The sequence below is a fragment of the Gordonia asplenii genome (genome assembly GCF_012933505.1).
GTDB lineage: Bacteria > Actinomycetota > Actinomycetes > Mycobacteriales > Mycobacteriaceae > Gordonia > Gordonia asplenii.
In genome coordinates this window covers 77,541-100,413 of the sequence record NZ_JABBNB010000007.1, presented here as the reverse complement: position 1 = coordinate 100,413, position 22,873 = coordinate 77,541, and the positions used below count along the sequence as shown (strand labels likewise).

At 66.1% G+C, this 22,873-nt stretch carries 24 protein-coding genes; 15 read left to right on the top strand and 9 right to left on the bottom strand.

From position 1 onward, the window contains the following. Position 1: 1 nt before the first annotated feature. The 3 genes from cysD to HH308_RS08610 are packed head-to-tail and all read right to left on the bottom strand — an operon-like array spanning position 2 to position 3,443. Positions 2–982 carry a sulfate adenylyltransferase subunit CysD gene (gene cysD / locus HH308_RS08620; RefSeq protein ID WP_376767196.1) on the bottom strand — a complete coding sequence of 327 codons (981 nt, stop codon included), beginning with the start codon at positions 980–982 and terminating at the stop codon, positions 2–4. Continuing rightward, positions 961–1,716, bottom strand: a complete 756-nt coding sequence (locus HH308_RS08615) for a phosphoadenylyl-sulfate reductase (protein ID WP_170193781.1) — start codon at positions 1,714–1,716, stop codon at positions 961–963. Before HH308_RS08615 ends, cysD begins: the two co-directional genes overlap by 22 nt. Continuing rightward, complete coding sequence (locus HH308_RS08610) at positions 1,713–3,443, bottom strand: nitrite/sulfite reductase (protein WP_170193780.1); 1,731 nt, start codon at positions 3,441–3,443, stop codon at positions 1,713–1,715. The genes HH308_RS08615 and HH308_RS08610 overlap by 4 nt, the downstream gene beginning before the upstream one ends. A 355-nt stretch (positions 3,444–3,798) precedes the next feature. On the opposite strand from HH308_RS08610, the gene hemW reads away from it, so the two are divergent. Further along, on the top strand, positions 3,799–5,031 hold the full coding sequence (gene hemW / locus HH308_RS08605; protein ID WP_170193905.1) for a radical SAM family heme chaperone HemW: 1,233 nt from the start codon (positions 3,799–3,801) through the stop codon (positions 5,029–5,031). 13 nt (positions 5,032–5,044) lie between these two features. Here the strand turns inward: hemW and HH308_RS08600 are convergent, their stop codons facing one another. Beyond that, the gene (locus HH308_RS08600; RefSeq protein WP_170193779.1) at positions 5,045–5,479 is read right to left on the bottom strand and encodes a type II toxin-antitoxin system VapB family antitoxin; all 435 of its coding nucleotides are present in this window, start codon (positions 5,477–5,479) and stop codon (positions 5,045–5,047) included. A gap of 125 nt (positions 5,480–5,604) precedes the next feature. On the opposite strand from HH308_RS08600, the gene hrcA reads away from it, so the two are divergent. The 10 genes from hrcA (at position 5,605) to HH308_RS08550 (ending at position 15,961) form a co-directional block, all read left to right on the top strand. After that, positions 5,605–6,639, top strand: coding sequence for a heat-inducible transcriptional repressor HrcA (gene hrcA / locus HH308_RS08595; protein WP_170193778.1), 1,035 nt, complete (start codon positions 5,605–5,607; stop codon positions 6,637–6,639). A 43-nt stretch (positions 6,640–6,682) separates the two neighbouring features. Continuing rightward, entirely contained in the window at positions 6,683–7,843 is a 1,161-nt protein-coding gene (gene dnaJ, locus HH308_RS08590) for a molecular chaperone DnaJ (protein WP_170193777.1), read from the top strand. Positions 7,844–7,861: 18 nt separating this feature from the next. Continuing rightward, positions 7,862–8,641, top strand: a complete 780-nt coding sequence (locus tag HH308_RS08585; RefSeq protein WP_170193776.1) for a 16S rRNA (uracil(1498)-N(3))-methyltransferase — start codon at positions 7,862–7,864, stop codon at positions 8,639–8,641. After that, a complete protein-coding gene (locus tag HH308_RS08580; protein ID WP_170193775.1) occupies positions 8,638–9,408 on the top strand; it encodes an alpha/beta hydrolase family protein in 771 nt (256 codons plus the stop codon). Before HH308_RS08585 ends, HH308_RS08580 begins: the two co-directional genes overlap by 4 nt. 69 nt (positions 9,409–9,477) lie before the next feature. After that, a complete protein-coding gene (locus HH308_RS08575; RefSeq protein ID WP_312870480.1) occupies positions 9,478–11,352 on the top strand; it encodes a PhoH family protein in 1,875 nt (624 codons plus the stop codon). Then, on the top strand, positions 11,349–11,888 hold the full coding sequence (gene ybeY, locus HH308_RS08570) for an rRNA maturation RNase YbeY (protein ID WP_170193774.1): 540 nt from the start codon (positions 11,349–11,351) through the stop codon (positions 11,886–11,888). The genes HH308_RS08575 and ybeY overlap by 4 nt, the downstream gene beginning before the upstream one ends. Before the next feature lie 7 nt (positions 11,889–11,895). Next, positions 11,896–13,221, top strand: a complete 1,326-nt coding sequence (locus HH308_RS08565; RefSeq protein WP_211188315.1) for a hemolysin family protein — start codon at positions 11,896–11,898, stop codon at positions 13,219–13,221. 17 nt (positions 13,222–13,238) lie between these two features. Further along, positions 13,239–13,583 (top strand): cytidine deaminase-like protein, encoded by a 345-nt coding sequence (locus HH308_RS08560; protein WP_170193773.1) that lies wholly within the window; start codon positions 13,239–13,241, stop codon positions 13,581–13,583. Then, on the top strand, positions 13,580–14,500 hold the full coding sequence (era, locus tag HH308_RS08555) for a GTPase Era (protein ID WP_170193772.1): 921 nt from the start codon (positions 13,580–13,582) through the stop codon (positions 14,498–14,500). The genes HH308_RS08560 and era overlap by 4 nt, the downstream gene beginning before the upstream one ends. A gap of 96 nt (positions 14,501–14,596) precedes the next feature. Next, on the top strand, positions 14,597–15,961 hold the full coding sequence (locus HH308_RS08550; RefSeq protein ID WP_170193902.1) for a YhgE/Pip domain-containing protein: 1,365 nt from the start codon (positions 14,597–14,599) through the stop codon (positions 15,959–15,961). A 281-nt stretch (positions 15,962–16,242) separates the two neighbouring features. Here the strand turns inward: HH308_RS08550 and HH308_RS08545 are convergent, their stop codons facing one another. Then, on the bottom strand, positions 16,243–16,911 hold the full coding sequence (locus HH308_RS08545) for a GNAT family N-acetyltransferase (protein ID WP_170193771.1): 669 nt from the start codon (positions 16,909–16,911) through the stop codon (positions 16,243–16,245). A gap of 76 nt (positions 16,912–16,987) precedes the next feature. Between HH308_RS08545 and recO the strand changes: the two genes are divergently transcribed. From recO to HH308_RS08530, 3 genes are read left to right on the top strand one after another with little or no spacing between them, the layout of a single operon-like run. Next, positions 16,988–17,746, top strand: a complete 759-nt coding sequence (recO, locus tag HH308_RS08540; RefSeq protein WP_170193770.1) for a DNA repair protein RecO — start codon at positions 16,988–16,990, stop codon at positions 17,744–17,746. 11 nt (positions 17,747–17,757) lie between these two features. Continuing rightward, positions 17,758–18,561, top strand: coding sequence for an isoprenyl transferase (locus HH308_RS08535; protein WP_170193769.1), 804 nt, complete (start codon positions 17,758–17,760; stop codon positions 18,559–18,561). Next, complete coding sequence (locus HH308_RS08530) at positions 18,558–18,947, top strand: hypothetical protein (protein WP_170193768.1); 390 nt, start codon at positions 18,558–18,560, stop codon at positions 18,945–18,947. The genes HH308_RS08535 and HH308_RS08530 overlap by 4 nt, the downstream gene beginning before the upstream one ends. A gap of 589 nt (positions 18,948–19,536) precedes the next feature. Here HH308_RS08530 and HH308_RS08525 read toward each other — a convergent pair. The 4 genes from HH308_RS08525 to HH308_RS08510 all read right to left on the bottom strand — a co-directional run bounded on the left by HH308_RS08525 (position 19,537) and on the right by HH308_RS08510 (position 21,294). After that, positions 19,537–19,941: a Fur family transcriptional regulator gene (locus tag HH308_RS08525; RefSeq protein ID WP_170193767.1), complete on the bottom strand. Its 405-nt coding sequence runs from the start codon at positions 19,939–19,941 to the stop codon at positions 19,537–19,539. After that, complete coding sequence (locus HH308_RS08520) at positions 19,934–20,290, bottom strand: ArsR/SmtB family transcription factor (RefSeq protein ID WP_376767199.1); 357 nt, start codon at positions 20,288–20,290, stop codon at positions 19,934–19,936. The genes HH308_RS08525 and HH308_RS08520 overlap by 8 nt, the downstream gene beginning before the upstream one ends. A 63-nt stretch (positions 20,291–20,353) precedes the next feature. Next, on the bottom strand, positions 20,354–20,821 hold the full coding sequence (locus HH308_RS08515) for a MaoC/PaaZ C-terminal domain-containing protein (protein ID WP_170193765.1): 468 nt from the start codon (positions 20,819–20,821) through the stop codon (positions 20,354–20,356). Between the two features lie 26 nt (positions 20,822–20,847). After that, positions 20,848–21,294 carry a winged helix-turn-helix transcriptional regulator gene (locus HH308_RS08510; protein WP_170193764.1) on the bottom strand — a complete coding sequence of 149 codons (447 nt, stop codon included), beginning with the start codon at positions 21,292–21,294 and terminating at the stop codon, positions 20,848–20,850. Between the two features lie 149 nt (positions 21,295–21,443). Here HH308_RS08510 and HH308_RS08505 point away from each other — a divergent pair, with 149 nt between their 5' ends. Next, positions 21,444–22,835: a glycine--tRNA ligase gene (locus tag HH308_RS08505; RefSeq protein WP_376767198.1), complete on the top strand. Its 1,392-nt coding sequence runs from the start codon at positions 21,444–21,446 to the stop codon at positions 22,833–22,835. Positions 22,836–22,873: the final 38 nt, after the last annotated feature.

Genomic DNA, 22,873 nt, shown 5'->3' with positions numbered 1-22,873 from the left:
ATCAGAAGTATCCTTCGCGTTTGCGGTCTTCCATGGCTGCCTCGGACACGCGGTCGTCGCCGCGGGTGGCGCCGCGTTCGGTCAGGCGCGACGCGGCAACCTCGTCGAGGACGGCGTCGTTGTCGGCCGCCTCGGAAAGGATTGCGCCGGTGGTGGATCCGTCGCCGACGGTGCGGTAGCGCACCGAGCGGGTCTCGAGGATCTCACCGTCACGGGGGCCGCCCCACGGGCCGGGGGTCATCCACATGCCGTCGCGGGAGAACACCTCTCGCTGGTGTGCGTAGTAGATCGGCGGCAGCAGCACCGACTCGCGGGCGATGTAACGCCACACGTCGAGTTCGGTCCAGTTCGACAGCGGGAAGACACGCACGTGCTCGCCGGGGGCGTGGCGGCCGTTGTAGAGGTTCCACAGTTCGGGGCGCTGGCGCTTCGGGTCCCACTGCCCGAATGCGTTGCGCAGCGAGAAGATCCGCTCCTTGGCGCGCGAACGCTCCTCGTCGCGGCGGCCGCCGCCGAACACCGCGTCGAAGCGGTTCTCGGTGATGGCGTCGAGCAGCGGGATGGTCTGCAGCGGGTTGCGGATGCCGTCCGGGCGCTCGGTGAGTCGACCGTCGGCCAAGTAGTCCTCGACCTTCGCGACATGCAGGCGCAGATTGTGGCGTTCGACCACCTCGTCGCGGAACTTCAGCACCTCGGGCAGGTTGTGCCCAGTGTCGACGTGCAGCAGCGAGAAGGGCAGCGGCGCAGGCCAGAACGCCTTGAGCGCGACGTGCAGCAGCAGCGTCGAGTCCTTGCCGCCGGAGAACAGGATCACCGGCCGCTCGAATTCACCCGCCACCTCGCGGAAGATGTGGATGGCCTCGGATTCGAGGGCGTCGAGGGTGGTGAATTCATCGACAAGCTCTGGACGGCGCTCGTCGGTGCCCGGCTCGGTGAGCGCCGGTGTGTTATCGGTGACGGTCATGATGCGTGCAACCCACATTCTGTCTTGGCCTGGCCGGCCCAGCGGCCGCTTCGGGGATCGGAACCTGGTTCGGGCTTGGCCGTGCACGGTGCGCAGCCGATGGACGGATAACCTTCGTCGACAAGGGGATTCACCAGAATGCCGTTGTCGTCGATGTAGTTCTGCATGGTCTCGTCGGACCATGCGGCGATCGGATTGATCTTGACCAACCCGAAGCCCTCGTCGAACGAGATGAGCGGGGCGTTGGCGCGGGTGGGTGCCTCGACGCGGCGGATGCCAGTGATCCAGGCGCTGTACCCGGAGAGCGACTTGCGCAGCGGCACCACCTTGCGCAGGCGGCAGCATTCGCCGGGCTCGCGCTCGAAGAGGTTGCGGCCCAACAGCTGATCCTGCTCGGCGACGGTGTGCTCGGGTGTCACGTTCACCAGTTCGACGCCATACACCTGCTCGACGGCGTCGCGGGTGCCGATGGTCTCGGCGAAGTGATAGCCGGTGTCGAGGAAGAGCACCTTCACCTTGCCGCCGTCGAGGGTCTGCACGGGGACGTGTTTGACGGCGAGGTCGACGAGGACCGCGTCCTGCATGTTCGACGCGACGAGGAAGTCGGTGCCGAAAGTTGCTGCGGTCCAAGCGATCAGCTGCTCGGGGGTGGCGTCGGGGCCGAGTAGCTGCGCACCCTCGGCGGCGATCTGGCGCAGTTCTGCTTCGCTCCGCGCGCGTTCGGTCGCAACGGAGGTGTCGGTGACGGTCATCGCAATGCCTCCTCGTCGGCGCGTACAACCCATTCGGCGAATCGCTCGGCCTCATACCGCTGAGCGGTGAAGTTGCGCACCACGCGTTCGATGTAGTCGCCGAGCTCGGGGCTGGTCACCTTGTGCTGACGCAACTTTCGGCCGAATCCGCTGTCGAGTCCGAGGCTGCCGCCGAGGTGCACCTGGAACCCCTCGACCTGGTTGCCGTCGCCGTCGTCGACGAGCTGGCCCTTGAAGCCGATGTCGGCGACCTGGGACCGCGCACACGAGTTGGGGCAACCGTTGATGTTGATCGTGATCGGGACGTCGAGGTCGGCGTTGATGTCGGCCAGCCGTGCCTCGAGGTCGGGGACCAGCGCCTGGGAACGCTTGCGGGTCTCGGCGAAGGACAGCTTGCAGAACTCGATGCCCGAGCAGGCCATCAGGTTCTGACGCCAGTGCGACGGACGGGCCGGCAGACCCAGCTCGTCCAGACCTGCGATGAGCGCGTCGAGCTTGTCGTCGGGGACGTCGAGGACGATGAGTTTCTGGTACGGCGTGAAGCGGATGGCATCGGACCCGGCCTGTTCGGCGAGGTCGGCGACCTTGCTCAGGATGGTCCCGGACACCCGGCCGGCGATGGGAGCCACGCCCACGGCGTTGAGGCCGTTGGTGAGCTTCTGAATCCCGACGTGATCGATGGGACGGTTGGGCTTCTCGGCGGGCGGGCCGTCGATCAGCTTGCGGCCCAGATACTCGTCCTCGAGGACCTGGCGGAACTTCTCGATACCCCAGTCCTTGACGAGGAACTTCAGGCGTGCCTTGGAGCGCAGTCGCCGGTAGCCGTAGTCGCGGAAGACCGACACGACCGCTTCCCAGACGTCGGGCACTTCGTCGAGCGGTACCCACACACCGACTCGCTGCGCGAGCATCGGGTTGGTCGACAGTCCGCCGCCGACCCAGAGGTCGAGGCCGGGGCCGTGCTCGGGATGGTTGACACCGATGAACGCGACGTCGTTGATCTCGTGGACGACGTCGGGCTGACCGGAGATGGCGGTCTTGAACTTGCGCGGCAGGTTCGAGTACTTGGGATCGCCGATGTAGCGGCGGACGATCTCATCGATCGCCGGGGTGGGGTCGAGGACCTCGGACACCGACCGTCCGGCCAGCGGCGAGCCCAACACGACGCGCGGGCAGTCGCCACAGGCCTCGGTGGTCTTGAGCCCGACGCCTTCCAGGCGCTGCCAGATCTCCGGGACGTTCTCCACTTCGATCCAGTGGTACTGGACGTTCTCCCGGTCCGAGAGGTCCGCGGTGTCGCGGCCGAACTCGGTCGAGATCGCGCCGATCGTGCGCAGCTGCTCGACGTTCAGGGCCCCGGCGTCGCACCGGACACGCATCATGAAGTACTTGGCTTCGAGGATGTCAATGTTCTCATCGCCGGTCCATGTGCCGTCGTAGCCTTGTTCGCGCTGGGTGTAGAGGCCCCACCACCGGAAACGTCCGCGCAGGTCGGCCTTGTCGATCGAGTCGAAGCCGCCCCTGGCGTAGATGTTCTCGATTCGGCCGCGGACATTGAGCGGATTGTCGTCCTTCTTGGACTGCTCGTTGGGGTTGAGCGGCTCGCGGTAGCCGAGTTTCCACTGGCCCTCGGCGCGACGCTTAGTGGGGCGCGCCTTGCGAGCTGGACGCGCCTTGGGAGTGGAGTCCTCGGCGGGAGCAGCACTCACATCGGTGGTGGTGGTCATGAGTTCTCTTCTCGAGTGTGCGCACGGCAGCATGAGGCCATGAGCACGGGCTGGGTGCTTTTGGGCGCAGAGACGTTCTTAGGGCTGTTCACGCGAGCGCGTGGAGTCCAGGAGTCGGCGGAATCGCCGGAAGACGTCAGCTAGAGCTGACAGTTCGCGCTGCAGACGCGCTTGAGATCGATGTGGCGACGCTCAGCGAGCCACACTCCTGGGGAGGTCACGTCGTCCATAGTGCCATGTGTACCGCGATGCCGTCTACTTGGGGATACTTTTCCTCACGGTGATGGAAATAGGTCTGCGACGGCCGTGAGCGGGCGTCGGCGCAGGCACGCGGCATGATGTCTACGTGGCAGTAATCGATGCGGCGCTACCGCACACGGAGCCCTCCGGGCTGACCGGCGAGGCCTCGGCCCGGTTGTCCGGCGTCGACGCGCGCACTCCGTTCGGGCTCTACATCCACGTGCCGTTCTGCGCGACACGCTGCGGATACTGCGATTTCAACACCTACACGGCCGGTGAACTCGGCAGCGCGGCGTCGCCGGAATCGTGGCAGGAGGGCATCGAACGCGAACTGGATCTCGCGGCCGCGGCACTGTCTCCGGCACGAGAGGTGTCGACGATCTTCGTCGGCGGCGGCACGCCGTCGATGTTGGGCGGGCGCGGCCTGGTCCGCGTGCTCGACGCCGTACGTGACCGATTCCACATCGCATCCGGCGCCGAGATCACCACAGAGTCCAATCCCGAGTCGACGTCGGCGGCGTTCTTCGACGACCTGCGAGCGGGGGGCTTCACCCGGATCTCGCTCGGCATGCAGTCGGCGTCGAGCAGAGTGCTGCGCATACTCGAACGCATCCACACGCCCGGCCGCGCGCTCGACGCGGCGCGGGAGGCCGCCGCCGCGGGCTTCGAGCACATCAATCTCGACCTCATCTACGGCACTCCCGGTGAGACCGACGCCGATCTCGACGCCAGCCTCGACGCCGTGCTGTCGACCCCCGTCGACCACGTGTCCGCGTACGCGCTCATCGTCGAAGACGGCACGGCGTTCGCGCGCAAGGTGCGTCGCGGCGAGATCGCCGCGCCCGACGACGACGTCCTCGCCGACCGGTACCGCCGCATCGACGAGCGGCTGTCGCAGGCCGGCCTGGGTTGGTATGAAGTCTCGAATTGGGCTCGCCGGCAAGGGGATTCGCCCGATCCGGCAGCGCAGTGTCGACACAATCTGGCCTACTGGCACAGCACCGACTGGTGGGGGCTGGGTCCCGGCGCGCATTCGCACGTCAACGGGGTGCGCTGGTGGAACCGCAAGCATCCCGCGCGGTACGCGGCGACGCTCGCCGACGGTGTGCTGCCGATCGACGACCACGAGATCCTCGACGCCGCCGACATCCACACCGAGCGGGTCATGCTGCTGGCCCGCCTGCGGTCCGGTCTGCCGGTCGACGGATTGTCCGACGGCGAAGTACGACGCGCGCGGCGGTTCGTCGCCGACGGGCTGCTGATCACCGAGCCCGGTGGTTTTGTGTTGACCGACGCCGGGCGACTGCTCGCCGACGCGGTGATTCGCGGCATTCTGGTGGGGGACTAGGGACTCTCGCGGACTACATGTCCTCCGGCAGGGTCCACCCCGACCGGGTTGCGCGCATCGACCGAGGCTGTGCTCCGACGGGCCGCGCGGGCGTGGGCACCTCGACGCCGCTGACCTGCTCCTCGATCGTCGGCGCGCCCGGCCGGAAATCCACCATGTCGAGGTCGAGCATCCGCGCGTGGATGATGTGCCGATTGCGCAGAGCCGACCGGACCGCGCGATGCAGGCCGTCTTCGAGATACAGTTCGCCCTGCCAGCGGATGATGTGGCTGAAGAGGTCGCCGTAGAACGTCGAGTCCTCGCTGAGCAGTTTGTCGAGCGCCAACACCGACGTCACCGTCGTGAGCTGATCGAGGCGGAACTGGCGGGGCGGGATCTTGGCCCACGACCGACCGGAGAGCCGGTGATCGGGGTACGGCTTGCCGTCCTGCACGCCCTTGAAGATCATGACCGGCACGCTTCTTTCGATCGCCTGCGAGCCGAGGCGACGCCGCGTCGCGCATACGCCACGACGACAGTCACACCCACGCCCTAAGATGTTTGAACGTCACCACTGTATGGGAGGTAGGGCACATGTCGAGTACAGATGACCGCAGATTCGAGGTGCTGCGTGCCATCGTCACCGACTACGTCTCCACCCAGGAGCCCATCGGCTCCAAGGCGCTCGTCGAGCGCCACCACCTCGGCGTGTCGAGTGCGACGGTCCGCAACGACATGGCGGTCCTCGAAGCCGAGGGGTACATCGCCCAACCGCACACCAGTTCCGGACGCATCCCCACCGACAAGGGCTACCGGCTGTTCGTCGACCGGATCAGCGAGGTCAAGCCGCTGTCGAAGGCCGAGCGGCGCGCCATTCTGTCGGTCCTCGACTCCGGTGTCGACCTCGACGACGTGCTTCGACGCTCCGTTCGCCTCCTCGCCCAGCTGACCAGGCAGGTCGCCATCATTCAATACCCGGTGCTGTCGCTGGCGACCGTCCGTCATCTCGAGCTCGTGTCGCTCGCCCCGTCGCGGCTGCTCGCGGTCGTCATCACCGACACCGGCCGCGTCGAACAACGGATGGTGAGCCTCACCCGCGACATCTCCGATGCCGAGCTTGCGGCACTGCGTGACATGTTCGCCCAGGCGCTGCACGGCAAGCGCCTGGAAGATGCGTCGGTGGCGGTCGCCGAGCTCGCCAACACCGCGCCGCACGACATCGGCGACGTCGTGATTCGGATCGCGACGGTGCTGGTGGAAACGCTGGTCGAACGCGGCGACGATCGCCTGGTGCTCGGCGGGACGTCGAACCTCGCACGCTCGGCCGCCGACTTCGATCCGGAGGCCGGCGGCATGGATTCCGTCCTCGAAGCGCTCGAAGAACAGGTCGTCGTCCTCAAGCTGCTCGCCACCACCCAGCGCAGCGGAATGGTCACCGTTCAGATCGGTGAGGAGACGCGGACGGAGAACCTGCGTGGCACCTCGGTGGTCTCTACCGGGTACGGTGCCTCTGGAACAGTTCTCGGCAGTGTGGGTGTGGTCGGTCCCACACGCATGGACTACCCGGGAACAATCGCGTCGGTCGCGGCCGTTGCGAAATACGTCGGCGAAGTGCTCGCAGAGCGCTGAGCACGCCAGATTTTGAATGTGAAGTCAGAGGAATAATAGGTCTGTGGCCAAGGATTACTACGGCGTTCTGGGTGTTGCCCAGGGCGCGTCGGATCAAGACATCAAGCGCGCGTACCGCAAACTCGCCCGGGAGTTGCATCCCGACGTGAACCCCGGTGCCGAGGAGCAGTTCAAAGAGGTCAGCACGGCCTACGAGGTCCTCAGCGACCCGGAGAAGCGACGGATCGTCGACGCCGGTGGCGACCCGCTGAGCAGTGCGGGTGCCGGCGGCTTCGGCGGCGGCGGCTTCGGGGACGTGTTCGAGGCGTTCTTCGGCGGTAGCGGCGGCGGGTTCGGGGGAGGCTTCGGCGGTGGCGGACGCGGTCCGCGCAGTCGGGTGCAACCGGGTGAGCCCGCGTTGGTGACCATGCAGCTCGATCTCGCGGAGTGCGCACTGGGCGTCAACAAAGAGATCTCCATCGACACCGCGATTCTCTGCGACGTCTGCACCGGCAAGGGGACCAACGGTAACTCCAAACCGAAGACCTGCGACACCTGCAAGGGTGCGGGCGAGATCCAGGCGGTGCAGCGGTCGTTCCTCGGTCAGGTGATGACCGTACGGCAGTGCCCGACCTGTCAGGGCGTTGGCGAGGTCATCCCCGACCCGTGTCACAAGTGCGGGGGCGACGGACGTGTCCGCTCACGCCGGACGATGACCGTGAAGATCCCGGCGGGCATCGCGGGCGGCATGCGCGTGCGGCTGGCCGGCCAGGGTGAAGTCGGCCCCGGCGGCGGCCCGGCCGGCGACCTGTACGTCGAGGTCAAGGAACGTCGCCACGACACCTTCATCCGCGACGAGGACGATCTGCACTGCACCATCAAGGTGCCCATCGCCGACGCCGCGCTCGGCTCGGAGATCTCCATCAACACGATCTTCGACGACCCGGTCAGCGTTGTGATTCCGGCGGGCACCCAGCCCGGTCAGGTCGTCAAGCTGCGCGGACAGGGCATGCCCCACTTGAACACCGGTGTGCGCGGCACGCTGCACGCCCACCTCGACGTGGTGGTGCCGACCAAGCTGGACTCCGCGGCGACCGACACCCTCAAACGATTCCGTGAGCAGACCCCCGACGACCAGGTCGAGTTGGTCAGCGCGTCGATGGCGTCGAGCGGCAACGGCGGCGGATTGTTCTCGCGGCTGCGCAACGCGTTCGCCGGCCGGTAGGCACGGGGCGTCGAGCAGGTGAGTCCGCCGCTGTTCTGGATCGACGACGTCCCGTCGGCCGGTGCCACCGCCACGCTGCGCGGCCCGGAGGGGCGGCACGCGGTGACCGTGACCCGGCTGCGCGCGGGTGAACCGGTGATCCTCGGCGACGGCCGCGGCGGGAGCGCTTTGTGTGAAGTCGTCTCGACGTCGGGCAAAGACGCGTTGACGGTGCGTGCTCTGTCGTACCGGTTCACCGACCGCCCGCGCCCGCGGGTGACCGTCGTACAGGCACTGCCGAAGTCGGAGCGCTCGGAGCTGTTCGTCGAACTGGCGACCGAGGCCGGCGCCGACACGATCGTTCCGTGGCAGGCGTCGCGCTGCGTCGCACGGTGGTCCGGTGGCGATCGCGGTCGTACGGAGAAAGCCGACAAGGGCGTCGCCAAGTGGCGCGCGACGGCGTCGGCCGCGGCCAAGCAGAGTCGACGTCCCTGGATCCCCGAGGTCACCGACCTCGCCACGACCACCGTCGTTCGTGCGCGTTGTGCTGAGGTGATCGGCGCGGGCGGGCAGGTGCTCGCGCTGCACGAAGACGGCTCGCGCAGCTTCCGCGACGTTGTCGCCGCGTCGTCGTCGGAGGTGCTTCTGATCGTCGGACCCGAAGGGGGACTTGCGGATTCGGAGATCGCCGACTTCTCGGCGCTAGGTGCGCACGCCGTCGTACTCGGTCCCGAAGTGCTGCGCACCTCGACCGCCGCCGCCGTTGCGCTCGGCGCACTGGGCGCGCTCACCGACCGATGGGATCCCGCACCGCGATGAAACGGGTGAAGGTCGCTTACGGCGCGGCGCCGTCGCAGTTCGGGCACGTCTATCTGCCCGCGTGCACGCCGGAGGACTATCAGACCGTTCCCCTGGTGGTGCTCATCCACGGTGGATACTGGTCGACCGAGTTCTCACTGACGATCCAGACGGCCGTCGCGCGCAGCCTCGCCGAGCGTGGAGCCGTGGTCTGGAACATCGAATACCGTCGTGTCGGCGAGCCCGGCGGCGGATGGCCCAACACCGGCCGCGACGTCGTCGCCGCATTGCGCGCCCTCGACGGTCCGGTCGCCGCGGCACTGCCCGACGACGTGCGCTCGCGGGTGGCCTGGCGCTCGGTGTCGGTGGTCGGGCACTCGGCGGGCGGCATGCTCGCGGTGTGGGCCACCACCGAGATCGGCGCCGCCACGCAGCGCAGCGCGATCACCACGATCATCGCGCAGTCGGCGCCGTTGGACCTCACGGTCGGCGCCGGGTACGAGCGCGGGTCGGTGCGCAAGCTGATGGGCGTCGACTACGACGTCGCGCCGCAGCGCTACCGTGATGCCTCGCCCGCGTGCCAGCCGGTGTGCGCCGCACAGATCATCGCGCTGCATGCGGGCGACGACGAGATGGTTCCGGTCGAATCGAGCAGGCACTACGTCGACACCGTCACCGAGCGGGGGCAGTCGGCGAAACTCGTCGTCGTCGACGGCGAGCGGCACGAAGCGTTCATCCACCCGGCCAGCGCCTGCGCGCGCCGCACCGTACGACTGTTGGGTTTGTGATGGCCAATTGGTTTTGTGTACAGCGTTTACACTGGACAACGACCCCGGACCCCAGGAGTGATGTCATAAGTGACTGACGACCCCAGCGTGAACGCAGCCGACGGCGCTTCGGCGCGCAGTTCGTCTGCGGAGAGTTCGCCAACCGTCAATTCCACTGTCGACGTCGCGCCCGAGTCGGTCTTCGGACTGCTCGGCACCAGTGACATCAATCTGCGCACACTTGAAGAACTGCTGCCCGCCGACATCCACGTGCGCGGCAATCGGGTGACGCTGACCGGGGTGCCCGCCGACGTAGCCGCGTCCGAACGCGTCCTCGACGAACTGCTCAGCCTGGTGCGCCGGGGTACGCCGCTGACGCCCGACGCCGTGCGCAACGCGGTGTCGATCCTCACCGAAGGCACCGGCGAATCACCGGCCGAGGTGCTCAGCCTCGACATCATTTCCCGGCGCGGCAAGACGATTCGGCCCAAGACGCTCAACCAGAAGAAGTACGTCGACGCGATCGACAAGCACACGATCGTCTTCGGCCTGGGCCCGGCCGGTACCGGCAAAACCTACCTGGCGATGGCCAAAGCCGTTGCGGCGCTTCAGTCCAAGCAGGTCACCCGGATCATTCTCACCCGTCCCGCGGTGGAGGCCGGTGAGCGCCTGGGCTTTCTGCCGGGCACGCTGAGCGAGAAGATCGACCCCTACCTGCGGCCGCTCTACGACGCGCTGCACGACATGATGGACCCCGACTCCATCCCCAAGCTGATGGCTGCCGGAGTCATCGAAGTCGCCCCGCTGGCGTATATGCGGGGACGCGCACAGCCGGTGTCGACCCGCGTCCTGACACCAGGCGGTTTTCGCCAGATCGGCGAAATCAAGGTCGGCGACTTCGTCGTCGGGTCATCGGGCAAACCGACCCAGGTTCTCGGCGTATACCCGCAGGGATTCAAAGACATCGTGCGCGTGACGGCCCAGGACGGGGCGTCGACGCTGTGCTCCACCGATCATCTGTGGTCGGTGTACACGCGTGCGGACCGACGGCGCGGCAAGGGGCCACGAGTACTCGAAACCAAGGAGATGATCGGGCATCTGCGGGCGGCGCACTACCACCGGTACGAGCTGCCGATGCTCGATGCGCCGGTGGAATTCGCCGAACGAGAGGTGCCGACGGACCCGTATGGGTTGGCCGCGATGCTCGATCCGACATCGGGCGTTGACGAGCGCTACCTCGTCAATTCGGCCGACGTGCGTCTTGCCGTCCTGCAGGGACTGCTCGACGCCGATGCCGACACAGACGGCGAGATCGTTCGAGTCGCCGTCGCGTCAGACCGGCGCCGTGACGATGTCACCTACCTGGTTCAGTCATTGGGCGGCACCGCGATTCGCCACGACGCCCACGTCATCGACATCCGACTTCCCGAAGGGCTGCAACCCTTCCGACTGGCCCGCAAGGCGGAGAAGTACGTGTGCGGCGGGTTCAAGCCCCCGAGGCGTTACATCGACAGCATCGAGTCGGTCGGCACCGACGAAGCAGTGTGCATCAGCGTCGCAGCGGAGGACTCGCTGTACGTCACCGAAGACTTTCTGTTGACCCACAACACCCTCAACGACGCCTTCATCATCCTCGACGAAGCGCAGAACACCACCGGCGAACAGATGAAGATGTTCCTCACCCGGCTGGGCTTCGGGTCGAAGATCGTCGTCACCGGTGACGTCACGCAGGTCGATCTGCCGGGTGGCGCGGAGAGCGGATTGAACGCTGCCACAAGGATCCTCGAAGGGATCGACGACATCCATTTCGCGCGGCTCACCAGCGCCGACGTCGTGCGGCATCGGCTCGTCGCCAACATCGTGGACGCGTACGGCCGCGCCGAGGAGTCCGCGCGAGCATCGAATTCGGGCCAGCTGCGCGGCAATCGCGCGGCTCGGCGAGCAGGAGGACCAAGGAGTTCATGAGCATCGAACTGTCCAATGAGTCGGGCGTCGACGTCCCGATCGAACTGGTGCTCGACGCCGCGAAGTTCGCCATCGGCACGATGGATGTGCACCCCGGAGCCGAACTGTCGGTGATCTTCGTCGACCTCGACACCATGGCCGACCTGCACATGAAGTGGATGGACCTGCCCGGCCCCACCGATGTGATGAGCTTCCCGATGGACGAGCTCACCCCCGGCGGCGGCCGCCCCGACTCGCCCGACCCCGGACCGGCCACCCTCGGCGACATCGTGCTATGCCCGGAATTCGCTGCGGCACAAGCGAAAGAGGCCAAGCACTCGTTCGAGCACGAGCTGGCCGTACTGACCGTGCACGGCGTGCTGCATCTGCTCGGCTACGACCACGCCGAACCCGACGAGGAGCGCGAGATGTTCGGGCTGCAGAACGACATCCTGGAACGGTGGTACGACGATCGCCGACGCCGCGACATCGAGCAGCGGATGACCGACCGCGACTCGAAGTTGTTGCGCAACATCGGTTTCGACGAGAGAAGCTGATCCTCCGTTGTCCTCGAGCATGTGGTTCGTCGTCGCCGCGGTGGCGCTGACCCCCATCAGCGGCATCTTCGCCGCCATCGACACCGCACTCGCCACCGTCTCCGAAGCACGCGTCGCCGATCTGCGCAAGGACGGCCGGCCCGGCGCCGGTCACCTGCAGGAAGTTCTGGAACGGCGCGCCACCTACATCAGCCTCGCCGTCCTGCTGCGCATCGTATGTGAAACGGCGGCAACGGTTTTCGCGACAGTTGCGGCCGTCGATGTATTGGGTCCGCGACTCGGGGTGCTGGTCGCGATCGCGATCATGGCGGTGGTGTCCTACGTGGTTGTGGGCGTCGGGCCGCGCACCCTGGGCCGCCAGCACGCCTACTCGATCGGCGTGCTGTCGGCTGCGGTGCTGCAGATCGTCGGACGGCTGCTGACGCCGCTCACCAGACTTTTGATCGTGATCGGTAACGCGATCACCCCGGGTAAGGGCTACCGCAATGGCCCGTTCGCCACCGAAGTCGAGGTCCGGGAGGTGGTGGATCTCGCCGAGGCGCGCGGCGTCGTCGACGCCGATGAACGGCGCATGATCCAGTCCGTCTTCGACCTCGGCGACGCCAATGCCCGCGAGGTGATGGTGCCGCGCACGGAGATGGTGTGGATCGAGGCCGATAAATCGGGTACGCAGGCCGCCAACCTAGCCATCCGTTCGGGCCATTCGCGGCTGCCGGTGATCGGGGAGAACCCGGACGACATCCTCGGCGTCGTCTATCTGAAAGACCTGGTGACACGGGCGCTTTTGGGTTCGGCGCAGTCGGTCACCGTCAAGGAGCTGATGCGCCCGGCGCAGTTCATCCCCGACTCCAAACCGCTGGACAAGGTACTCGCCGACATGCAGCGCACCCGCAATCACATGGCGTTGCTGGTCGACGAGTACGGCGGCATCGCCGGCCTGGTGACCATCGAGGACGTGCTGGAAGAGATCGTCGGCGAGATCACCGACGAGTACGACCGCGACGAGACCGCGCCCGTCGAAGAACTCGACGACGGCGGCTACCGGGTGTCCGCGCGCCTGCCCGTGGAAGATCTCGGCGAACTGTTCGACGACGTCGAGATCGACGACGACGAAGTGGAAACGGTCGGCGGTCTGGTCGCGCTGGTCCTCGGGCGGGTGCCGCTGCCCGGCGCCAGCGTCGACTATGCCGGTCTGCACCTCGTTGCCGAGGGCGGACCGAACAAGCAGGGGCGGCAGCGAATCACCACGGTCGTCGTAAGTCGGGTGCATGAGCCCGAGTCCGATAAGGTTCTATCCGCCGCTGACGACACTGACAGCGAGCGTGAGGACTGACGAAAGAGGCTGCCCCCTTGTCCGAGCATGACTTCGGAGACGAAGACCGCAAACTCGTCGTGCTCGCACGGGGCGCGCTGGCCCGCGCGGGAACCGGCAGCGGAGCCGCGGTGCGCGACACCGACGGCCGCACCTACGCCGGAGCGGCGGTTGCGACGACGACACTGCGACTGACCGCACTACAGGTCGCCGTCGCCACCGCATTGTCCAGCGGCGCACCGGGATTCGAGGCAGCCGTGCTGGTCGCCGGATCCGCTGACGACCCCGGCGTCGACACCCTGCGGGAGATCTCTGCCGACGCAGCCCTCTATGTGACCGATACCGCAGGCCGGCTCCTCGTCGGTGGAGAGGACCGCTCGTGACCGACGCACCCGAATTCCGTTCCGGCTTCATCTGTTTCGTCGGCCGCCCCAATACCGGAAAGTCGACCCTGACCAACGCCCTGGTCGGGGAGAAGATCGCCATCACGTCGAATCGCCCGCAGACCACGCGCCACACCATCCGGGGGATCGTCAACCGGCCCGACGCCCAGCTGATCCTCGTCGACACGCCCGGCCTGCACCGCCCCCGCACACTACTCGGGCAACGGCTCAACGATCTGGTCCGCGACACCTACTCCGAGGTCGACGTCATCGGCGTGTGCATCCCCGCCGACGAGCCGATCGGCCCCGGTGACCGCTGGATCGTCGAGCAGGTCCGCACCATGGCGCCGTCGACGACGGTGATCGGCGTGGTCACCAAGATCGACAAGGTCGGTCCGGAGGCGGTGGCCAAACAGTTGCTGGCATTGTCGAAGCTGCTGGGACCCGACTCCGACGTCGTGCCGGTGTCGGCACAGTCGGGAGAGCAGCTCGGCGTGCTGAGCGACGTGCTCGTCGGGCTGATGGAGCCCGGCCCGGCATTCTACCCCGACGGCGAACTCACCGACGAACCCGAGCAGGTCCTGATGGCCGAGTTCATCCGCGAAGCCGCGCTGGAGGGTGTGCGCGACGAACTGCCGCATTCGCTCGCCGTCGTCATCGACGAGGTGATTCCGCGGGAGGATCGCCGCGAAGATCAGGCGCCGATGGTCGATGTTCACGCGATCTTGTACGTCGAGCGGGATTCGCAGAAGGGAATCGTCATCGGGCACAAGGGTTCTCGGCTCAAGCATGTGGGCACCGTCGCGCGCGGGCAGATCGAGAAGCTGCTCGGTAGCAAGGTGTATCTCGATCTTCGGGTCAAAGTCGCCAAAGACTGGCAACGTGATCCCAAACAATTGCGGCGGATGGGGTTCTAGATGGGTGAGAACGACAAGCCGGGCGTCGACGCGGTCGGCGCGGCCCGCGGCTCGACGGCGCCCGGCGACATCCCAGCGGTGGCCGACCCGTCCTGCATGACCGAGCGTCCGGGTGCGCCCGTGGAGGAGCTCGAGCAGGCGCGCGCCGCGATCGTCGACGTCGTGAAGCATCCGAGGTTCTGGGTGATGCCGGTCGCCGCGGTCGTGGGCCTGATGTGCCTGATGGCGGCGATGTACATGGGCGCGGTGGTCAACCCCACCAAGAATCTCCACAACTTTCCGGTGGCGCTCGTCAACGAGGACATCGGTGGATCGGTGGCGGCGGGCCAGCCCAAGCAGAACATCGGTGACCAGATCGTCGAGTCGATGGTGCCGTCGGCGGCCAAGTCCGGAATCGTGCTGACCGAGACCAACCGCACCGACGCACTGCGAAAGCTGAACTCCGGCAAGGTCTACGGCGTCGTGTACATCGGCCCCAACTTCACCAACATCACGCTGAACATGGCGAAGTCCGCGGCGCCGCTGATCCAGATCAAACCCGACCAGCCCAGGATCGACGTGTACATCAACCGGGGATCGGGGACCTTCGCGTCGTCGATCACCTCGGTGTTCGCCGAAACGATGGGCAAGCAGGTCAACGAGGCGGTCGGCAAACAACTCACCGCGACGGTGCGCCAGCAGTTGACGGCCAACAAGATGGACTTCTCCGGTGCGGCACAACTCGCGCTGGCCACGCCGGTTGCGGTCAAGGTGTCCGAGCCGACGCCGCTGCCCGAGGGGGCTGCGAACGGATTGTCGGCCTTCTATTTCACCCTGCTGTTGGTGCTCGCGGGATTCACCGGCGCGATGATGGTGTCGTCGATCGTCGACGGCGCGCTCGGGCAGCTGCCGATCGAGTTCGGCCCGATGTTCTTGGTACGCAAGCGATTGCCGATCTCGCGGTGGGGCACGCTCGCGGCCAAGTGGACCATCATGGCGATCATCGCTGTCCTGCAGTCGTCGCTGTATCTCGCGGTGTGTGCCGCCGTGGGGATATCGATGCCCAATACCTTTGTGCTGTGGTTATTCTCGATACTCGCCATCACCGCGGTCGGCGTGACGGCGAGTGCGATGTTGTCGGTCTTCGGCAGCCTCGGATTGATCCTCAACCTGGTGTTCTTCGTGATCCTCGGTCTGCCGTCGTCGGGCGGCACCGTGCCGCTGGAGGCGAGCCCGAGCATCTTCACCTGGCTGGCCGCGTTCGAGCCGATGCATCAGATCTACATCGGCGTGCGCGCCATTCTGTACTTCGACGCCGACCTCGGTGCGGGCTTCGGAAAGTCGATCATCATCTGCGTCATCGGTCTGATCCTCGGCCTGCTCATGGGAGTCGTGGTGACCAAGTGGTACGACCGCCGCAAATGGTTCCGGGTTCCGGGCGCGATGAAGCTGTCGCCCGCCTTCGCGAAGCTGACCGAGTGAGCAAGCTGCGGTGACTATCTCGCTCCCCGAGTGTCGGGGTGAGTTCCTCGTTGCCTGCGTGCTGCGGTGAGTTCCTCGCTCGCCGAGTGTGGCGGAGCGTTACCTCGTTCGCTGAGTATCTCGCTCCCCGAGTGCCGAAGCGAGGAACGAGCTTCGGTGTAACGAGGGGTCGGTGAGACGAAGAATCCAAGCCGACCAGAAACACCTGTGGGCGTGCGGCTTTCACCGTCACGCCGAGGTGCCACATCGGGTTGACCTCTCGCCGACCCGCTACGTCGTTCCTAGCGGAACTCTTCCAGGCGCCGGAGTTGCCCGCCCGCCTCGTCGAAGTTCTCCGGACTGAGCCACGCCTGATACGCGGCGCGCAGCGCGGGCCATTCGGTGTCGACGATGGAATACCACGCGGTGTCGCGGTTGAGGCCCTTGACGACCATGTGCTGGCGGAACAGGCCCTCGTAGGTGAAGCCGAAGCGTCGGGCGGCGCGGTGCGACGGCGCGTTGTCGTTGTTGCACTTCCACTCGAAGCGCCGGTAGCCGAGGTCGTCGAAAATGTATGAGGCGAAGAGGAATTGGGCCTCGGTCGCCGCGGGAGTGCGGGAGATGGTCGGGCCCCAGTAGATGTCGCCGATCTCGGCGACACCCGACGCGGCGTCGATCCGCATCAGCGACTGGCGCCCGGCGATGGTGTCGCTCGCCTTGTCGATGACCGTGAAGTACAAGGGATCTGCGCTCGACTCGGCATAGTCGAGCCACGGCTGGAACGCCTCGCGATTCTCCGGGGGAAAGGTGCCGAGCCAGGTGAATCGGTCGACGGCGTCGGAGACGGAGCTGACCGCGTACAGGCCGTCGCCGTGACGCGCGGCGTCGAGCGGCTCGAGTCGGGTGTAGCGGCCGTCGAGTACGAGGCGGTCGGGGCGGGGACGCGGAGTCCAACCGGAGAGGTCTGTCATGTGTGGAAACATACTCGGCGTCCGAGTCTGGGGATGTCGGTGATCCGATGTCGGCGGTCGGTGGAAGAATGATCGAGTGAGGTTTTACCGGGACGAGGCTGTCGTGTTGCGACAGCACAAGCTTGGCGAAGCCGACCGGATCATCACGTTGTTGACACGCGAACACGGACTGGTGCGGGCGGTGGCCAAAGGTGTTCGACGCACCCGCTCCAAGTTCGGGGCTCGTCTCGAGCCGTTCGCCCACGTCGATGTGCACCTCTATCCGGGCCGCAACCTCGACGTCATCACCCAGGTGCATAGCCTCGACAGTTTCGCCGCCGACATCGTCGCCGACTACGGCTGCTACACCACCGCATGCGCCGTGTTGGAGACCGCCGAACGTCTCGCCGGCGAGGAGCGTGCGCCGGTGCTGGCATTGCAGAAACTGACCGTGGGTGCGTTGCGTGCTCTCGCCGCGGGCAATCGACCGCGTCAGCAGGTGCTCGACGCCTACTTGCTGCGCGCCATGCACGCCTCGGGCTGGATGCCCGCTCTGGACGAGTGCGCCCGGTGTGCGCAACCTGGCCCGCACCGCGCGTTCCACGTCGCGGCCGGTGGCGCGGTGTGCGTGTACTGTCGGCCCGCGGGTGCGGCGTCGCCGTCGCCGGGTGTGCTTGATCTGATGGATGCGATGTTCCGCGGTCAGTGGGAGCACACCGTCGAGGCGAGTGACTCGATGCGCCGCCAGGCCAGTGGTCTGGTGGCCGCGCATCTGCAATGGCATTTGGAGAGACAACTACGCACATTGCCGCTGATCGAGCGTGCGGCACCGCACATGCTCAGTGAAATCGGGTAAGGAGACTTCATATGGTGCGTCGTAGTCTGCGTCGAACCGAGGCCGAGGCGCCGCGTGCCGTTCGCCCGCCGGACCCCCATCCGTCGGGCGCCACGCCGCCGGACATACCCAAAGAGTTCGTCCCCAAGCACGTCGCACTCGTGATGGACGGCAACGGCCGGTGGGCAACCGACCGCGGGCTGCCACGTACGGAGGGGCACAAGCGCGGCGAGGCAGTCCTGATGGACAGTGTGTGCGGCTGTATCGAGATGGGCGTCGAATGGTTGTCGGCGTACGCGTTCTCCACCGAGAACTGGTCGCGCAGCCCCGAAGAGGTGAAGTTTCTGATGGGCTTCAACCGCGACGTGATTCGACGCCGCCGCGACGAGATGAACGAAATGGGCGTGCGGGTCCGGTGGGCCGGTCGCCGACCCCGCTTGTGGCGCAGCGTGATCCGCGAGCTGGAGGTCGCCGAGGAACTCACGAAGGACAACACCGTGATGACCCTGACGATGTGTGTCAACTATGGCGGCCGAGCCGAAATCGCGGACGCTGCAAGGGAAATCGCGCGGCGCGCCGCCCGCGGCGAGATCGATCCGGAGCGGATCACCGAGGCGTCGTTCGCGAAATACCTCGATGAACCCGACATGCCCGACGTCGACCTGTTCCTCCGGCCATCGGGGGAGCAGCGCATCTCCAACTTCCTGCTGTGGCAGTCGGCTTATGCGGAGATGGTCTATCAGGAGAAGCTGTTCCCCGACTTCGACCGCCGCGACCTGTGGAATGCGTGTCTGGAATATGCCAAGCGGGACAGGCGATTCGGCGGTGCGAAATGAGTACCGCGCCGTTGGAGCGGATCGTCGGGCTGATCGTCGATCTGGGGACGGTGACCGCCGACGACGACGCCGCGCTAGTGGAACTGGGCGGCACTCGGGCGTCGGTGCGGGTCCTCGATCTGGGTGACGGCCTCGAGGTCGTCGCGGTCACCCAGCTGGTGGCAGCGGGCCTGGCGAACACCGGGGAGTTGCGAGACGCGGTTGAATCACGCAGTGCCGCACTGAGTTTCGGCGCTTTGCGCCGGGCCAGCCGGGACGACGAGCGGACCGACGTGCTCTTGTCGTACACCTTCCCGCTGGGTGACCTCGCGGACCTGCCATTGCTGACGATGCTGCACATGGTGCTGTCGGCCGGCGTCGATGTGCGCGGCGAGCTAGTTGGGTGAGTGGCTCCGCCGGCTGGTTGAGCTGCCTCTCCGCTGGTTGAGCCTGGTTAAGCCGGGCCGGAGCGCCCCTCTGCTGGTTGAGCCGGTCCGAGCGCCGTGCTGAGCGAGGCGCTAGCCGAGTCGAAGTAGCGCTAGCCGAGTCCGTGTCGAAACCTCTCAGCCACAACGACTTTCGACGGTCCGCGCCGATATCGGAGATGTCACCCGGCAAGTGAGGCGTGTGCCCTCTACGGGTGCACACGCCTCGATGTTCGATTCCATCGCAGTTCGACACGTGCGCCACCATCAAATGCATTGTGGTACAGGGGTTTCGACACGCTCGTCACTTCGACTCGGCTAGCGCCTCGCGGCTCAACCAGCGGAGAGGGCCCACCATCGGCGGATCAAGGTTGAGCCGGGCCGGAGCGCTAGCGAAGGTCCGTGTCGAAACCTCGTGAGTCGACGGTGCCAGAGCAGCCGAACACTTTCAGTCGATTGAGAATCCGTGTTGCGGTGGTTTCGACTCGCTTCGCTCGCTCAACCAACGGGTGGGGCGTTGCGCTCGCTCAAACCGACAAGCGGGTGTGCAGCGGTGAGTCGGGCCGGGAACTCAGTCCTGCTGGCAGCCTGCGCAGAGCCCGAACACCTCGACGGTGTGGTTGACGTCGCTGAAACCGTGACTGGCAGCGACCTTTTCGGCCCACCGTTCGACCGGCTCCGCCTGGATCTCGACTGTCGTGCCGCAGCGTCGGCAGACCAGGTGATGGTGATGGCCGGTGGAGCAGTGCCGGTATCGTGTCTCGCCCGACCCATCCCACAGTGCGTCGATCTCGCCAGCCTTCGTCAGCGCCTGCAGGTTGCGGTACACGGTGGTCAGGCCGATCGACTCGCCGTTGGCCTTGAGATGCTCGTGAAGTTCCTGCGCGGAGAGAAAATCGTCGGTGCTGCTCAGAACCTCGGCGAGGGCGGCGCGTTGCTTCGTCGAGCGAATTCCGGTCACGGGAGCGTCAGTCATCGTGCGGGTGCTCCCGCTCGGCGGCGTGCAGCACGGCGTCGGTGACGATGTGTGTCAGGTGCTCGTCGACGAGTTGGTACATGATCTCGCGACCGTTGCGGTGTCCGCGCACCACGCCGGCGTCCTTGAGCACGCGTAGATGCTGACTGACCAGGGGCTGAGAGAACCCGAGCTCGCCGACGAGCTCATGCACGCATTTACCCTGTTCGTGCAGGGACAGGACGATGGCGATGCGGGCCGGCGCGGCGAGCGCGCGCAACAGATCACCGGCGGCCACCAACGCCGCCGAATCGACGGGATTCGACACTCCCGCGGGCGGAAGAGGGCCTTCATGAGGTTCGGTGGCCAGCGGGTCCACGTGGGATTCACTCATAACGCTTCCATGTTAATGGAAGACGTTTCCAAATGCTGCTCAGTCGGGCCGCTTCCAAGCGAGTAGTCGCGCAGTGGAGCGTTGCCGGGCCTCGCCGTGCTGATTGAGCGTCTGATGCGACGCGACGACGATGGCGCGGTCGGGCCGCGACTTCGAAAAGGTGATGTCGTCGATCGTGCCCTCGAGATGAAGGACGTCACCGGCGACCATAGCGCTGGGCCAGGTGAGGTCGACGCCCGCACCGACGATCCCAGTCGCGATCGGCAGTGCCTCGGTGAACAGGCGCATCGTCAGCGCGGCGGTGTGCCAGCCGCTGCCGACCAGGCCGTCGAAGAAGGTGCCCCGTGCGGCGGCGTCGTCGAGGTGAAATGTCTGTGGGTCGTAGCGCTGCGCGAATTCGACGATGTCGTCGGAGCTCACGTCGACGGTGCGGGAGATGAATGTCTGACCGACGGCGAGGTCGTCGGCCCAGAGTCCGTCGGGTCGGGTGGGTAACGGGGCGGTCATCGTGACTCCTCGATTTGTCGGTTGAATTACCAAGCGTCGGAAGCGAATTCGGCGTGAATGTCGCGCCGCGCGAGATCGGTGTCGCAGTGTTCGCAGCGCAGCGACAGTCGCGGTTGATGCCCGCACGTCTTATGGGTGAGCATGACGGGCGGTTCGTCGACGACCCACTTGTCGCCCCACTGAATCACCGCGACCAGCAGCGGGTAGAGGTCCTCGCCCTTGGTCGTGAGGTGGTAGTCGAGACGATCGGGTGCGGTGTCGTAGCGCCGACGTTCGAGGATTCCCTCGTCGACGAGCATCCGCAGCCGATCGGTGAGCACGCTGCGGCCGAGGCCGAGCTTGCGGGCGATCGGATCGAAGCGATGCTCGCCCTTGAAGAACTCGCGCAGGATCAGCATGGTCCAGCGTTCGCCGACGATGGCCCAGGTGCGGGCCACGGCGCAGTTCACGGTGGCGAGGTCGTCGTGGCGCATGACAAGACGATATCGGGCTTCTAACAGCTAAGTCAATAAAAATGACTGCCTGGCGGACGTGGGTCGCCCGCTCGATTCCCGGCGCGCGGCGTCGCACAGCTAGGCTGTATGGGTTCCAGCCCAATCGAGTAAGTGGAGTGACAACACCCGTGGCCAGCTCACCGTCAAACCGTGTCGATGCAATCGTCAACCTCGCCAAGCGTCGAGGCCTGGTGTTTCCGTGCGGTGAGATCTACGGCGGAACGCGCTCGGCGTGGGACTACGGCCCACTCGGTGTGGAGCTGAAGGAAAACATCAAGAAGCAGTGGTGGCGCGCGATGGTGACCAGCCGCGACGACGTCGTCGGACTGGACAGCTCGGTCATCCTGCCCCGCCAGGTGTGGGAGGCGTCGGGTCACGTCGAGGTGTTCACCGACCCGCTCGTCGAGTCGCTTCACACCCACAAGCGTTACCGCGCAGACCATTTGATCGAAGCGTACGAGGCCAAGCACGGCCATCCGCCGGAGAACGGCCTGGCCGACATCAACGATCCGGAGACCGGACAGCCGGGCAACTGGACCGAGCCCAAGGCGTTCAGCGGCTTGATGAAGACTTTCCTCGGCCCCGTCGACGACGAAGCCGGCCTGCACTACTTGCGCCCGGAGACCGCGCAGGGCATCTTCATCAACTTCAAGAACGTGATGACCACCGCTCGCAAGAAGCCCCCGTTCGGCATCGCGCAGATCGGCAAGAGCTTCCGCAACGAGATCACCCCGGGCAACTTCATCTTCCGCACCCGCGAGTTCGAACAGATGGAGATGGAGTTCTTCGTCAAACCCGGCGAGGACGAAGAGTGGCAGAAGTACTGGATCGATCAGCGGTTCAACTGGTACACCGACCTCGGCATCGATCCGGAGAACCTGCGCCTCTACGACCATCCCAAAGAGAAACTGTCGCACTACTCGAAGAGCACCGTCGACGTCGAATACAAGTTCGGCTTCGCGGGTAACCCGTGGGGTGAGCTCGAGGGCATCGCGAACCGCACCGACTACGACCTGTCGACGCACAGCAAGGCCTCCGGTGAGGATCTGTCGTTCTTCGACCAGGCATCGGGTGAGCGGTACACGCCGTTCGTCATCGAACCGGCCGCCGGTTTGACCCGCTCGCTGATGGCGTTCCTCTGTGACGCGTACACCGAAGAAGAAGTGGCGAATGCCAAGGGCGGCACCGATACTCGCACCGTGCTGCGCCTCGATCGGCGTCTGGCGCCGATCAAGGTGGCGGTGTTGCCGCTCTCGCGCAACGAGAAGCTCTCGCCCAAGGCGAAAGATCTCGCCGCTGAGTTGCGCAAATACTGGAACGTCGAGTTCGACGACGCTCAGGGCATCGGCAAGCGGTACCGGCGTCAGGACGAGATCGGCACGCCGTTCTGCGTCACGGTCGACTTCGACACGCTCGACGACCAGGCCGTCACGATCCGCGAGCGCGACACCATGAGTCAGCAGCGCGTCGCGCTCGACAAGGTTGTCGAGTATCTCGCCGGTCAGCTGGTCGGCGCCTGACCCTTCGTGCGACGCCGGGCTGGCTCAACAGTCGTTGG

Coding starts and splice junctions, on each gene's coding strand:
- ybeY (WP_170193774.1), top strand. CDS start 11,349: ATGAGCATCGAACTGTCCAATGAGTCGGGCGTCGACGTCCCGATCGAA.
- HH308_RS08530 (WP_170193768.1), top strand. CDS start 18,558: ATGAGTACCGCGCCGTTGGAGCGGATCGTCGGGCTGATCGTCGATCTG.
- HH308_RS08510 (WP_170193764.1), bottom strand. CDS start 21,294: ATGCGCCACGACGACCTCGCCACCGTGAACTGCGCCGTGGCCCGCACC.
- HH308_RS08550 (WP_170193902.1), top strand. CDS start 14,597: ATGACCGAGCGTCCGGGTGCGCCCGTGGAGGAGCTCGAGCAGGCGCGC.
- cysD (WP_376767196.1), bottom strand. CDS start 982: ATGTGGGTTGCACGCATCATGACCGTCACCGATAACACACCGGCGCTC.
- HH308_RS08535 (WP_170193769.1), top strand. CDS start 17,758: ATGGTGCGTCGTAGTCTGCGTCGAACCGAGGCCGAGGCGCCGCGTGCC.
- HH308_RS08615 (WP_170193781.1), bottom strand. CDS start 1,716: ATGACCGTCACCGACACCTCCGTTGCGACCGAACGCGCGCGGAGCGAA.
- HH308_RS08610 (WP_170193780.1), bottom strand. CDS start 3,443: ATGACCACCACCACCGATGTGAGTGCTGCTCCCGCCGAGGACTCCACT.
- hrcA (WP_170193778.1), top strand. CDS start 5,605: ATGTCGAGTACAGATGACCGCAGATTCGAGGTGCTGCGTGCCATCGTC.
- HH308_RS08580 (WP_170193775.1), top strand. CDS start 8,638: ATGAAACGGGTGAAGGTCGCTTACGGCGCGGCGCCGTCGCAGTTCGGG.
- HH308_RS08545 (WP_170193771.1), bottom strand. CDS start 16,911: ATGACAGACCTCTCCGGTTGGACTCCGCGTCCCCGCCCCGACCGCCTC.
- HH308_RS08525 (WP_170193767.1), bottom strand. CDS start 19,941: ATGACTGACGCTCCCGTGACCGGAATTCGCTCGACGAAGCAACGCGCC.
- HH308_RS08600 (WP_170193779.1), bottom strand. CDS start 5,479: ATGATCTTCAAGGGCGTGCAGGACGGCAAGCCGTACCCCGATCACCGG.
- HH308_RS08515 (WP_170193765.1), bottom strand. CDS start 20,821: ATGACCGCCCCGTTACCCACCCGACCCGACGGACTCTGGGCCGACGAC.